The 12,407-nt window shown below is 69.7% G+C and carries 12 protein-coding genes; 4 read left to right on the top strand and 8 right to left on the bottom strand.

Annotation, left to right across the window (positions count from 1 at the left end; all coding sequences use genetic code 11):
• Positions 1 to 149: 149 nt before the first annotated feature.
• Together IEX13_RS10615 and tyrS are read right to left on the bottom strand one after the other, a co-directional pair.
• Positions 150 to 647 (bottom strand): MgtC/SapB family protein, encoded by a 498-nt coding sequence (locus IEX13_RS10615; protein WP_188663972.1) that lies wholly within the window; start codon positions 645 to 647, stop codon positions 150 to 152.
• A gap of 26 nt (positions 648 to 673) precedes the next feature.
• Positions 674 to 1,885, bottom strand: a complete 1,212-nt coding sequence (gene tyrS, locus IEX13_RS10610; RefSeq protein WP_188663970.1) for a tyrosine--tRNA ligase — start codon at positions 1,883 to 1,885, stop codon at positions 674 to 676.
• Between the two features lie 181 nt (positions 1,886 to 2,066).
• Here tyrS and IEX13_RS10605 point away from each other — a divergent pair, with 181 nt between their 5' ends.
• The gene (locus IEX13_RS10605) at positions 2,067 to 3,359 is read left to right on the top strand and encodes a peptidoglycan DD-metalloendopeptidase family protein (RefSeq protein ID WP_188663968.1); all 1,293 of its coding nucleotides are present in this window, start codon (positions 2,067 to 2,069) and stop codon (positions 3,357 to 3,359) included.
• Between the two features lie 4 nt (positions 3,360 to 3,363).
• Complete coding sequence (locus IEX13_RS10600) at positions 3,364 to 4,497, top strand: anhydro-N-acetylmuramic acid kinase (protein ID WP_188663966.1); 1,134 nt, start codon at positions 3,364 to 3,366, stop codon at positions 4,495 to 4,497.
• Between the two features lie 12 nt (positions 4,498 to 4,509).
• On the opposite strand, the gene IEX13_RS10595 is transcribed toward IEX13_RS10600, so the two are convergent.
• Genes IEX13_RS10595 through IEX13_RS10585 form a run of 3 tightly spaced genes read right to left on the bottom strand, consistent with a single transcriptional unit; the run spans position 4,510 to position 6,902 of the window.
• Entirely contained in the window at positions 4,510 to 4,800 is a 291-nt protein-coding gene (locus IEX13_RS10595) for a hypothetical protein (RefSeq protein WP_188663964.1), read from the bottom strand.
• A gap of 57 nt (positions 4,801 to 4,857) precedes the next feature.
• Positions 4,858 to 6,138: an AmpG family muropeptide MFS transporter gene (locus IEX13_RS10590; RefSeq protein WP_425489101.1), complete on the bottom strand. Its 1,281-nt coding sequence runs from the start codon at positions 6,136 to 6,138 to the stop codon at positions 4,858 to 4,860.
• Positions 6,135 to 6,902 (bottom strand): exodeoxyribonuclease III, encoded by a 768-nt coding sequence (locus IEX13_RS10585; RefSeq protein ID WP_188663963.1) that lies wholly within the window; start codon positions 6,900 to 6,902, stop codon positions 6,135 to 6,137. The genes IEX13_RS10590 and IEX13_RS10585 overlap by 4 nt, the downstream gene beginning before the upstream one ends.
• A gap of 113 nt (positions 6,903 to 7,015) precedes the next feature.
• Here IEX13_RS10585 and pyrE point away from each other — a divergent pair, with 113 nt between their 5' ends.
• Together pyrE and IEX13_RS10575 are read left to right on the top strand one after the other, a co-directional pair.
• On the top strand, positions 7,016 to 7,663 hold the full coding sequence (pyrE, locus tag IEX13_RS10580) for an orotate phosphoribosyltransferase (protein ID WP_188663961.1): 648 nt from the start codon (positions 7,016 to 7,018) through the stop codon (positions 7,661 to 7,663).
• A gap of 16 nt (positions 7,664 to 7,679) precedes the next feature.
• Positions 7,680 to 8,363 (top strand): DUF4124 domain-containing protein, encoded by a 684-nt coding sequence (locus IEX13_RS10575; protein ID WP_188663959.1) that lies wholly within the window; start codon positions 7,680 to 7,682, stop codon positions 8,361 to 8,363.
• Between the two features lie 13 nt (positions 8,364 to 8,376).
• Here IEX13_RS10575 and IEX13_RS10570 read toward each other — a convergent pair whose 3' ends face one another.
• Genes IEX13_RS10570 through coaBC form a run of 3 tightly spaced genes read right to left on the bottom strand, consistent with a single transcriptional unit; the run spans position 8,377 to position 12,398 of the window.
• A complete protein-coding gene (locus IEX13_RS10570) occupies positions 8,377 to 10,701 on the bottom strand; it encodes a phosphomannomutase/phosphoglucomutase (RefSeq protein WP_188663957.1) in 2,325 nt (774 codons plus the stop codon).
• 36 nt (positions 10,702 to 10,737) lie between these two features.
• The gene (gene dut, locus IEX13_RS10565; RefSeq protein WP_188663955.1) at positions 10,738 to 11,196 is read right to left on the bottom strand and encodes a dUTP diphosphatase; all 459 of its coding nucleotides are present in this window, start codon (positions 11,194 to 11,196) and stop codon (positions 10,738 to 10,740) included.
• The gene (gene coaBC / locus IEX13_RS10560; protein ID WP_188663953.1) at positions 11,193 to 12,398 is read right to left on the bottom strand and encodes a bifunctional phosphopantothenoylcysteine decarboxylase/phosphopantothenate--cysteine ligase CoaBC; all 1,206 of its coding nucleotides are present in this window, start codon (positions 12,396 to 12,398) and stop codon (positions 11,193 to 11,195) included. The genes dut and coaBC overlap by 4 nt, the downstream gene beginning before the upstream one ends.
• Positions 12,399 to 12,407: the final 9 nt, after the last annotated feature.

Genomic DNA, 12,407 nt, shown 5'->3' with positions numbered 1-12,407 from the left:
GCCTTCCGGCCCGCCATCCCAGGGCATTTCGCTCAAGGGAGCCGCACATTATACGAGAGTTTCGAAGGACGTCAACATCTTTTCGACGCCCTTTTTTGCCCCCCGCCGCCGGACCGGCCGTCGAGGGCCGCGAACTATAGCGGCATGGATCAGGATTGGGAAGAGGGGGTGTCGCCGGCCGCGCTGCGGCGGCGTTCCAGCCAGCCCAGGGCCACCAGCACGGCCAGGGTCAGCGCGGTCGCGCCCACCGCCAGCACGTAGCTGTGCACGCCCACGGCGATGCCTATGACCGCGACCATCAGCAGGGAGGCGGCCGTGGTGATGCCGGTCACCACCGACTCGTTGCCGCCGCGGAAGATCGTGCCGGCGCCCAGGAAGCCGACCGCCGCGACCATGGCCTCGATGAGGCGTATCGGATCGATGCGCACGAGGTCGCTGTAGACCTCGGCCGAATACCGGTGCGCCAGCAGGTCCACCAGGCCCACCAGCAGCGCCGCGGCGCCCGCCACCAGCATGTGGGTGCGAAAGCCCGCGGGCCGGTTCTTCATTTCGCGCTCGTAGCCGATGGCGCCGCCAAGGACCATGGCCACCAGCATGGTGCCCACCAGCTGCAGCTGCAGTTGCCAGTTTTCGAACACGCCGTCCATCGCGCCTCCGTGGCCAGGCGCGGGGCTCAGGCCTGGGTCAGGCGCACCCGCGCGAAGTTGCGCTTGCCAACCTGCAACACACCTTCGAAACCGGCGGTGAACGGGCGCTGCGGATCCTCGAAGGCTTCACCGTCGATACGCACCGCGCGTTCCTTGAGCTTGCGGTTGCCTTCGGAATTGGACGCGACCAGGCCCGCGGCCACCAGCAATGCGGCGATGCGCAGGCCTTCGACGGGCACGGCGATGTCGGACTGCGGCAGCAGCGATGTGTCACCTTCGCCGCGCACCACCGCGTGCCAGCCGGCGACGGCCTGTTCGGCCGCGGCGGCGCCGTGGAAGCGCGCCGCCAGTTCCAGGGCAAGACCAAGCTTGGCGTCACGTGGATTGAGCGCGCCCGAAGCGACGTCCTGCTTCATCTTCGCAAGCGCGGCAAGCGAGACGTCGAAGCTCAGCAGTTCGTACCAACGCCACATCAGGTCGTCGCCGACCTTCATCGCCTTGGTGACGATGTCGATGGCCGGTTCGTTGATGCCGATGTAGTTGCCCAGCGACTTGGACATCTTGTTGACGCTGTCCAGGCCCTCGAGCAGCGGCATGGTCAGCACCACCTGCGGCTTCTGGCCGTAGTGTTCCTGCAGGCCGCGGCCCATCAGCAGGTTGAACTTCTGGTCGGTGCCACCCAGTTCGACGTCGGCTTCCAGCGCCACCGAGTCGTAGCCCTGCACGAGCGGGTAGAGGAATTCGTGGATGGCTATCGACTGCTGCGCGGCGTAGCGCTTGGCGAAGTCGTCGCGTTCAAGCATGCGCGCCACGGTGTGCTGCCCGGCCAGGCGGATCATGTCGGCCGCCGCCATCTTGCCGAACCATTCGGAGTTGAAGCGCACTTCGGTGCGCTCGCGGTCGAGCACCTTGAACACCTGGTCTTCGTAGGTGCGCGCATTGGCCGCCACGTCGTCGGGCGTGAGCGGCTTGCGGGTGGCGTTCTTGCCGGTCGGGTCGCCGATCATCCCGGTGAAGTCGCCGATCAGGAAGATCACCCGGTGCCCGAGGTCCTGGAACTGCCGCATCTTGTTGAGCAGCACGGTGTGGCCGAGGTGCAGGTCGGGCGCGGTCGGGTCGAACCCGGCCTTGACCCGCAGCGGGCGGCCCTCGCGCAGGCGGGCGGCCAGTTCGGCGGGCTTGAGGATCTCGTCGGCGCCGCGGCCGATCAGTTCCAGGGCTTGGTCAATGTCGGACATGTCGTGGGGTGTTCCGGGGCAGGGTCGGCCGGGTGGCCGCCGTTAAACTGAGGTTAATGTAAAGTTAAAGGGAGCAGACGGAAAAATCCAGCAGCAACAAGGGTTTGACGCTGGTATTTATTGCTGGTTATCGTAGCCCGACATCACTACTTGGCGGGGGAAGCCCTTGCAACACCGCGAAATGTTCTCCCCCAGCCGCTGGTCCCGGGATCACTGGATCCTCGCCAGCCTGTTTGCCGCCCTTGCCGTCCTCGTCGCCACCATCATCCCCGGTTTCGCCTCCGCCATGCGCGGGGCCGAAGAAGCCGAGGTCCGGCGCGTGGTCGCGCTGGCCCTGCCGCCGGCGGCAAAGGACGACCCGGCCCCCGCTGCCGCCAGCGGCCCGGCCTGGCAAACGGTCACCGTGGAAAGCGGCCAGACCCTGGGCGAGGTGTTCGCGGACATGGGCGTTCCGGCCACCGCGATGCTGCAGGTTCTGGAACTGCCCAGCGCCAAGAAGGCGTTGGCGCGCGTGCGCGCCGGCGCCGAACTGGGCTTCGACCTGGGCCCGGCCGGCGAACTGCGCGGCCTGCGCTTCGAGCGCGACGAAGGCGCCGACGTTGAAATCCACCGGGTGGCGGGCAAGTACCAGGAAAAGGTGATCGAGCGTCCGCTCGAGCGCCGCGTCATGATCGCCAGCGGCGAGATCGACAGCTCGCTGTACGCGGCCGGCGCCAAGGTCGGCCTGGGCCCGGCGGTGATCAACGAGATGGCCAATGCCTTCTCCTACGACATCGATTTCACCCAGGACCTGCGCGTCGGCGACACCTTCCAGGTCGTCTACGAGGAAATCTGGCGTGACGGCGAACGCCTGCGCAGCGGTGGCCTGGTGGCCGCCAGCTTCTCCAACCGCGGCAAGGAATTCACCGCCCTGCGCTTCGAGCGCAATGGCAAGGCGGAGTATTTCGACCTCGCCGGCCGGCCGCTGAAGAAAGGCTTCATGCGCATGCCGATCGAGTTCGCGCGCATCAGCTCGCGCTTCAACCCGCGCCGCAAGCACCCGGTGCTGGGCACCGTGCGCGCGCACAAGGGCGTGGACTACGCCGCCGTCACCGGCACCCCGATCATGTCCGCCGGCGACGGCCGCATCGCCTTCGCCGGCTGGCAGCGTGGTTACGGCCGCACCATCATCGTTGACCACGGCCGCGGCTACACCACGCTGTACGCGCACATGTCCCGCCTGGGCAAGTACAAGGTCGGCCAGCGCGTGCAGCAGGGCGCCACCATCGGTTACGTCGGCGCCACCGGCCTGGCCAGCGGTCCGCACCTGCACTACGAATTCCGCGTCAACGGTGCCCACCGCGACCCGCTGACCGTCACCATGCCCAAGCCCGATCCGCTGACCGGCGCCGAACTGGCCGACTTCCGCGCCGCCACGGCCCCGGCCATGGCCCAGCTCAAGCGCGTCGGCGGCACCCGCCTGGCCTCGCGCTGACGCCATGGCGCCGGCCGGCGACCCTTCCGAGCCCGCCGCCACCGACGGCGGGCTTTTTCTTGGCCTGATCTCGGGCACCAGCGCCGACGGCATAGACGCCGCGCTGGTGCGCTTCGAGCCGGCGGCCCGGGTGCTGTTCGGTCGCACCTACCCCCTGCCCCCGGACCTGCTTGAAGACGTGTTGCGGCTGTCCCAGGCCGATGCGCAGTTGAGCCTTGACGACGTCGGCCGGCTCGACACCCGGCTTGGCCAGGCCTTCGCGCAGGCCGCCCTCCGGGCCCTGGCCGATGCCGGCGTGGCCGCCGCTGACGTCACCGCCATCGGCTCGCACGGCCAGACCTTGCGCCACGACCCCCGCGGCCCAGCGCCGTTCACCCAGCAGCTGGGCGACGCCAGCGTGATCGCGGAAACCACCGGCATCACCACCGTCGCCGACTTCCGCCGGCGCGACGTCGCCGCCGGTGGCCAGGGCGCGCCCCTGATGCCCGCTTTCCACGCCGCCGTGCTGCGCGACCCCGGCGAGGACCGCGCGGTGCTCAACCTGGGCGGCATCGCCAACCTGAGCCTGATGCCGGGCCAGGGCGAGGTCCGCGGCTTCGACACCGGCCCCGCCAATGGCCTGATGGACGCCTGGTGCCTGGCGCACCTCCGGCAGCCTTACGACCGCGACGGCGCGTTTGCCGCACGCGGCCAGGTGGACCCGGCGCTGCTGGCGACGCTGCTGGCCGACCCCTGGTTCGCCCTGCCCCCGCCCAAAAGCACCGGCCGCGACCAGTTCCAGCTGCAGTGGCTGCAGGCCCAGCTGGACGGGCAGTCCCCGGCCGACGTGCAGGCCACCCTGTGCGAACTCAGCGCCGCCACGGTGGCCGCGGCGCTGCTGCGCGAAATGCCCGCCTGCCGGCGCCTGCTGGCCTGCGGCGGCGGCGTGCACAACCCGGAGCTGATGCGACGCCTGGCCGCGCGACTACCCGGCGTCACCGTGGCCAGCACGGCCAGCGTGGGCATCGATCCGGATTTCGTCGAAGCCGCGGGTTTCGCCTGGCTGGCCCGCGAAACCCTGGCCGGCCGGCCGGGCAACCTGCCGGCGGTCACCGGCGCCCGCGGGCCACGCGTGCTGGGCGCCATCCACCGCGCCTGAAGGCGCGGCCGGCTAGCCGCCGGGCTTCTTGCCCGGAGGTGCCATGTACGAAGGGGCGTCGTCAGGCAGGCTGTTCAGGGCTTCCATGGCCTCGGCGAAGGCCCGGCTTTCGTCGTCGTTCCAGGAGCCGGTGAGGCGGGCGATGTCGCCCGGCTCCGGCGCCGGCTCGGGTTCGATGATGCCCAGCGCCTGCTTGAGCAGGTGCAGGATGACGTCATTGAGCGGCCAGCCCTTCTGCCGGGCCATCTCCTTGATGCGCTCGGCAATTCGCTCGTCGATGTCGCGCAACAGGAAGTCGGCCATGGCCTCGATCCTCGGGGGGACGCCCAGCATACGGCCACTGTGGCCCCGGGCAAAAGATCAGGCTGCTGATCGCGGCGCCAACCTGGGCCACAGCCAGACCAGCAAGAGCAGGGTCGGCACGATCGACAGCGTGCTGAATATGAAGAAAGCCGTGTAGCTGCTCGCCTCCACCATGAAACCGGATACGCCGCCGATCAGCTTGCCCGGCAGGTTGGCCAGCGAGCCCAGCAGCGCGTACTGGGTGGCAGTGTAGCTGCGGTTGGCCAGCGCGGACATGAACGCCACCAGCACCGTTCCGGCGAAGCCCTGGGAGAAGTTGTCGCCCGAAATCGCCGCCATGAACGACCACAGCTCGCCCGGATGCACCGACATCAGGATGAAGAGCAGGTTCGACAGCGCCACTGCGACCGCCGCCACCGCCAGCGACCAGCGCAGGCCGATGGCCGCCACCGTCATGCCGCCGACGAAGGCGCCGGCAATGCCGATCGGCACGCCGTAAAGCTTGGAGATGTTGGCGATCTGGGCCTTGTCGAAGCCCGAGTCGAGGTAATAGGGGCCGGCAATCACGCCCAGCATCTGGTCGGGAAGCTTGTACAGCCCGACGAACGCGAGCAGGGCCACGGCCAGCACCCAGCCATTGCGTCGGAAGAACTCCACGAACGGACCCACGAAGGCCTGCACGAAGCCACCGCGGGGACCCAGCGGAATGGTTGACTCTGGCTCGCGCGCGACCAGCGTGGTGAGCAGCGGCGGAATCATCAGCGCGGCCATCGCCAGGTAGGCCACGCGCCAATCCCAGAACTCCGCCACGTACAGCACGCCGACCGTGCTGGCGATCAGTCCCAGCCGGTACCCCAGCGTATAGGTCGCCGCCAGCGCACCCTGGGCTTCGACCGGCGCGATCTCGATGCGGTAGGCGTCCACCGCGATGTCCTGGGTCGCGCCCGCGAACGCCGCGACGCCGGCCAGCAGGATGAACAGGGGCAGGCCCGCGCCCGGGCCCAGCAGCGCCATGCCGGCCAGGCCGACGGCCAGCAGCAGCTGCGAAGCGAACAGCCAGCCGCGCCGACGCCCCAGCCAGGGCAATGGATAACGGTCGACCAGCGGCGCCCAGACGAACTTGAGCGCATAAAAAAGGCCGATGTAGCTGAGCAGCCCGATCAGCCCCAGGTCATACCCGGCCTCGCGCAGCCAGATCGACAGCACGTAGCCCACCAGCAGGAAGGGAAGTCCGCTTCCGAAGCCCAGCAGGCACATGGTCAGGGCCGAGGGCGTGCCGAACGCGGACAGCACCCCGCGCCAGCCGCGCGGCGGCGGAACCGTCGTGCTGGCGCTCACGCGTAATCCACCACGAAGGGCGCGTGGTCGCTGAACTTCGGTTCGGGGTGGATGCTGCAATCGCGCAGGCGGTCGCGCAGCGACGGCGAGACCACCTGGTAATCGATGCGCCAGCCCACGTTCTTGGCGCGGGCGGCGCCGCGCTGGCTCCACCAGGTGTAGTCCTCGCCTTCGGGGCGCAGGTGGCGGTAGCTGTCGACCCAGCCACGTTCAAGGAAGAGTGTGTCCAGCCAGGCGCGCTCGGGCGGCAGGCAGCCGGAGTTCTTCTGGTTCGAGGTCCAGTTCCGGATGTCCTTGCGGGTGTGCACGATGTTCCAGTCGCCGCAAATGACGTAGTCGCGGCCACTGGCCAGCCACTGGTCGAAGATGGGCGTTATCCAGTCCATGCAGCGGAACTTGTAGTCCTGGCGCACGTCACCGGACGACCCGGACGGGAAGTACAGCGACACCACGCTGAGGTTGCCGAAGCGCGCCTCGATGTAGCGCCCTTCTTCGTCGAAGTCGGGCCAGCCCAGGCCGGTCAGCACCTGGTCGGGCGCCTGCCGGCTGTAGATGCCGACGCCGCTGTAGCCCTTCTTGGTGGTCGCGTCGCGGAAATGGGCGTGGTAGCCGGCCGGGCGCAGGTCAGGCGTGCCGAGCTGGTGTTCCTGGGCTTTGGTTTCCTGGATGCAGACGATGTCGGCGTCCTGCCCCGGCAGCCAGTCGAAAAAACCCTTGCTGGCTGCCGAACGGATGCCGTTGGCGTTGAAGCTGATGATTCTCAAGGCGGGGGGGACCGGTTCGAATTGACGGAAAGGTTAGCCCAAACCCGCGCCGGCGCGGGTGCCGGCGACGGGCCGGCTGTTGCACAATCGGGTTTTGCCCACCGGGTTGCCCCATGAAACCGCACCAGAGCCGCTTCCTGGACCTGGCGCTGGACCGGCAGGTCCTGCGCTTCGGCCAGTTCACCCTCAAGTCCGGCCGCACCAGCCCGTACTTCTTCAATGCCGGTCTGTTTGATTCCGGTGCCGCGCTCAAGGCCCTGGGCGAGTGTTACGCCGACGCCCTGGAAGCCTCCGGGCTGGCCTTCGACATGCTGTTCGGGCCCGCCTACAAGGGCATCCCGCTGGCCACCGCGCTGTCGGTGGCGCTGGCCGCGCGCGGCCGCGACGTGCCGGTGGCCTTCAACCGCAAGGAAGCCAAGGCCCACGGCGAAGGCGGCAGCCTGATCGGGGCGCCGGTGCGCGGCCGCGTGCTGATCGTGGACGACGTGATCACCGCCGGCACCGCCATCCGCGAATCGATCCGCACGATCACCGACGCCGGCGGCGAACCCTGCGGCGTGCTGATCGCGCTCGACCGCCAGGAACGCGGCCAGGAAGGCGAACGCTCGGCCGCCGAAGAAGTCACCGCGGCGTTCGGCCTGCCCGTGTTCGCCGTCGCCGGCCTGGACGAACTGCTGGCCCACGCCGACGAGCGGCCCGGGCTGGCCGGGCACAAGGACGCCCTGGTGGCGTATCGTGCGGCCTATGGAAGCCGTCGCTGAACGCCGGAGCCCCCGCATGAAGACCAGACTGACCTGCATCGCCCTCGCCGTCCTGCTTGCCTCCGGCGCCGCCGCCGGCCAGGACAAGGCCAAGAAGCTCTACCGCTGGGTGGACAAGGACGGCAAGGTCCAGTTTTCCGACACCCTGCCGGACGAGGCCCTGGAACAAGCCCGTACCGAGATCAGCGCCAACAGTGGCCGCACCACCGGTGAAGTCGGCCGCGCGCTCACGCCCGAAGAACAGGCCGAATCCGATCGCCTGGCCGCCGAAAGGGAAGTGCAGCAGCGCGCTGACGAAAAACAGCGCCAGACCGAAGAAGCCATGCTGGCCTCGTTCCAGACCGAAGAAGACCTGCGCCGCTCCTACGGCGTGCGCGTGTCGCTGATGCAGGAAAACCTCAACGCCATCGAGGCCGGCATCGGCAGCCAGCGCAACAGCCTGACCAGCCTGCTGGCCGACGCCTCCGAAGCCGAGCTGGCCGGCCAGCCGGTCAATGCCATGCAGGCCGCCACCATCCGCGAGCTGCGCCAGGAAATGGCCAAGCAGCAGAACATGCTGATCATCAAGCAGGCCGAGCTGATGAAGCTCGACGAGGACCTGGACTACCTGGTCCAGCGCTTCCGCGAGCTCAAGGGCGTGGAAGAAGCGCCCGCCACGCCCGAGGCCGCGGCACCGGCCGGGGACGACCCGACCGGCTGAACCACCCCGGCGGTCAGAACGGCAGCTGCAGCGAGGAATCCGTCGCCAGCAGCTGCTCGCGGAACGCGGCCTTGATGCGGTCTAGCGCCGCTTCGTCCTTGGCATCGAAACGCAGCACCAGCACCGGCGTGGTGTTCGAGGCCCGCACCAGGCCCCAGCCGTCGGGCCAGTCGGCGCGCAGGCCATCGATGGTGGCCAGGCGCGCACCCTCGAACTTCGCCTTGGCCAGGAACTCTTCGATGAAGGTGTACTGGCGGCCTTCCTCGACCTCGATCTTCAGCTCCGGCGTGGACACGCCCTTGGGCAGGGTGTCGAAGACCTCCTGCGGCGTCTCCGGGCGGCTCGACAGGATCTCGAGCAGGCGCGCGGCGGCGTAGATGGCGTCGTCGAAGCCGTACCAGCGTTCGCGGAAGAAGAAGTGGCCGCTCATCTCGCCGGCCAGTTCGGCTTCGGTCTCGCGCATCTTGGCCTTGATCAGCGAATGCCCGGTCTTCCACATCAGCGGGCTGCCGCCGTGGCGCAGGATGTGCATGGCCAGGTGGCCGGTGCACTTGACGTCGTAGATGATGCAGGCGCCCGGGTTGCGTTCAAGCACGTCGGCAGCGAACAGCATCAGCAGGCGGTCGGGGTAGATCATTTCGCCCGACCGGGTGACCACGCCCAGGCGGTCGCCGTCGCCGTCGAAGGCCAGGCCCAGGTCGGCGTCCACGCGCTGCACCACGTTCACCAGGTCGCGCAGGTTGGCCGGGTCGCTGGGGTCGGGATGGTGGTGCGGGAAGGTGCCGTCGACCTCGCAGAACAGCGGCTCGACGTCGGCGCCGATCGCCTCGAGCAACTGCGGCGCGAAGGCGCCGGCGATGCCGCTGCCGCAGTCCACGACGACCTTGATCTTGCGCTCGATCTGGATGTCGCCGGCGATGCGGTTGATGTAGTCCGCGGCGATGTCGCGCTTGCTGGCCAGCCCGGGTTCGTCGTCCTCGTGCAGGTTGTTTTCGACGATGCGTTCGTAAAGCTTCTGGATGGCGCCGCCGGCCAGCGTTTCACCTTCCACGACGATCTTGAAGCCGTTGTAGTCGGGCGGGTTGTGGCTGCCGGTGACCGACACGCAGGAGCCCGCGCGCAGGTGGTAGGCGGCGAAATAAGTGACCGGCGTCGGCGCTTCGCCGATGTCGAAGACCTCGCGGCCGGCGCGACGCAGGCCATCGATGAGGGCGGCGGCCATGCGCGGCGAGGACAGCCGGCCATCGCGGCCAACCACGATCGCCTTCGCACCCTGGGCGTGCATCACGCTGCCGATGGCCTGGCCGATCAGGCGCGCGGTTTCTTCGTCCAGGGTTTTCCCCACCACGCCGCGAATGTCGTAGGCACGGAAGATGCTGCGGTCGAGCACGGCGCGGGCGGGGCTGTCCGGCAGGGGCGGCATGACCGGCTTGGCGACGGCATCCGCCGCGGGCGCGGGCGGCTTGACCTGGCCGCTGGCCTGCAGCTCGGCCAGGGTCGGGGCGTTGGCCACCGGCACTTCGTCGGGTTCGTCGTCGCCGGACTTGCGGCGCAGCTTCAGGTGCGGCTGCAGCAGCAGGCCGCCGGCCACCAGCAGGCCCAGGCCCGCCAGCAGGAAGTTGGTGAGCATGCCGCCGCTGCCGACCGGCGCCGCGGCGACCACGCGCATGCGGGTGCCGGCCACCGGCACGGCGCCGAATTCGGCCGCCGAGGCCAGCTCCAGGTCGCCGCGCTGGAACACGTTGTGCCGGCCCTGGCGAAGCGCCATGTAAGCGTTGTCCGATAGCGGCGCGCTTTGCAGCGGGGCCACCACGGTTTCCAGCGGCAGGCGCACGTACACCACCGAAAGCACCCGGCCTTCGGCCAGCACCGGCGCGGCCAGGGCCAGGCGCGGGCCGCCCGCGTCCATCACCACGGCGGCCCGGCTGGCGTTGTCCTGCAGCGCCAGTTCGAGCACGCCGAGCTTGCCGTAGCCGAAGGCGGCCGGGTCTTCATAGGGGCCGTCCAGGCTGGGGTCGTGCCACTCGACGGCTTCGACCTCCGCCCAGCCGCCCCTGATCACGTCGTCGGCCGCGGCCTGGTCCTCGCGCTGCAGGGCGGTGGCCAGGGCGAACCGCACGCGCCGTTCCTCCAGTTCGGACATGGCAGCCTGCAGGCGCTCGGTCACGCCGGCGCCGGCGGCCAGGCGGCTGGTGTCCACCTGGGTCTGCAGGCGGGTCGCGCCCAGGTCCTGGACACCGGCCCAGGCGAACCAGGCGGCCACCAGCAAAGCCAGGGCGGCCAGCAGCCAGGTCGGCTTGATGGAATGGAGCGCGCTTTTTTTACCCGACGATTTCATGCTTCCCCCTGGTTCCGGTGCGGTTGTCCGCGCCGTTCAGCGCGTGCCGGTGTGGCCGAAGCCACCTTCGCCGCGCGCGCTGAGTTCGAATTCGTCCACCTGGCGCAGCGCGGCCCGGGCCACGGGCAGGAACACCAGCTGGGCGACACGGTCCCCCGGGCTGATGGTGAGCGGTTTCTTCCCGCGATTCCAGAGGCTCACCATGAGCGGGCCTTGGTAGTCGGCATCAATCAGCCCGACCAGGTTGCCCAGCACCAGCCCGTGCTTATGCCCCAGGCCCGACCGCGGCAGGATGGTGGCGCACAGCCCGGGGTCGCCGATGTGGATGGCCAGGCCGGTCGGCACGAGTTCGGCATCGCCCGGCGCAAGCTCCAGCGGAGCCTCGATCATCGCCCGCAGGTCCATGCCCGCCGAATGCGCGGTGGCGTAGTCGGGCAGCGGGAACTCACTGCCCAGGCGCGCGTCCAGGCGCTTGAATTGGATCTCGACGGTCATTCCATGGCCTCCAGGCGTTGGGCGATCAGCAGCAGCAGTTCGGTGGCGACGCGCGACTTCGGGCCGTGGCCGATGTCGTGCCGGCCGTCGCGCCAGAATACCGCCAGGGCGTTTTCGTCGGCCTCGAAGCCCTGGTCGGGGCGGGACACGTCGTTGGCGGCGATCAGGTCCAGGCCCTTGCGGTGCAGCTTGTCGCGGGCATAGGCCTCCAGGTCGCTGGTTTCGGCGGCAAAACCCACCACCAGCCGCGGGCGCGCGGCGTGCGCGGCCACGTCGGCCAGGATGTCGGCGGTGCGCACCAGGGTCAGCGTGAGGCTGTCGCCGGATTTCTTGAGTTTCTGCGGCAGGGTTTCGGCCGGCGCGTAGTCGGCCACGGCGGCGGCGCCGATGTAGACGTCCTGGCCGGGCAGCGCCGCCAGCACGGCGTCGCGCATCTGCGCGGCGCGGCGTACGTCGATGCGGGCGACGCCCGGCGGCGTCGGCAGCGACACCGGCCCGGCGACCAGGGTGACGTCCGCGCCCATGCGGCGGGCGGCGTCGGCCACGGCGAACCCCATCTTCCCGGAGCTGCGGTTGCCCAGGAAACGCACCGGGTCGATGTCCTCGAAGGTGGGGCCGGCGCTGACCAGCACCCGTCGCCCGGCCAGGCGCGGCGGGCGCAGGCTGGTGGCCACGGCGGCGACGATGTCGGCGGGTTCGGACAGCCGGCCTTCGCCGACCTCGCCGCAGGCCTGGCCGCCGCTGCCCGGGCCGATCACCTGCACCCCGCGCGCCACCAGGGTGGCCAGGTTGGCCTGGGTGGCCGGGTGCGCCCACATCACCCGGTTCATCGCCGGCGCCACCAGCAGCGGCGCCTCGCTGGCCAGGCACAGGGTGGACAGCAGGTCGTTGGCATGGCCCTGGGCCAGCCGGCGCAGGGTATTGGCGGTGGCCGGCGCGACCAGCACGCGGGTGGCCCAGCGGGCCAGTTCGATGTGGCCCATGGCCGCCTCGGCGGCCTCGTCCCACAGGGAACTGCGCACCGGGTGGCCGGACAGGGCCTGGAAGGTGGTGGTGCCGACGAAATGGCGGGCGGCGTCGGTCATCACCACGCGCACCTCGGCCCCTGCGTCCTGCAGGCGGCGCACCAGGTCGGCGGCCTTGTAGGCGGCGATGCCGCCGCTCACGCCGAGCAGGATGCGTTGTCCCTTCAGCTCGTGCACCGGGTTTCC

Source organism: Arenimonas soli, from assembly GCF_014643775.1.
In the GTDB taxonomy this organism is placed as follows: Bacteria; Pseudomonadota; Gammaproteobacteria; order Xanthomonadales; family Xanthomonadaceae; genus Arenimonas; species Arenimonas soli.
Note: the sequence above shows the minus strand (reverse complement) of the source record. Positions and strands in the feature narration are given on the sequence as shown.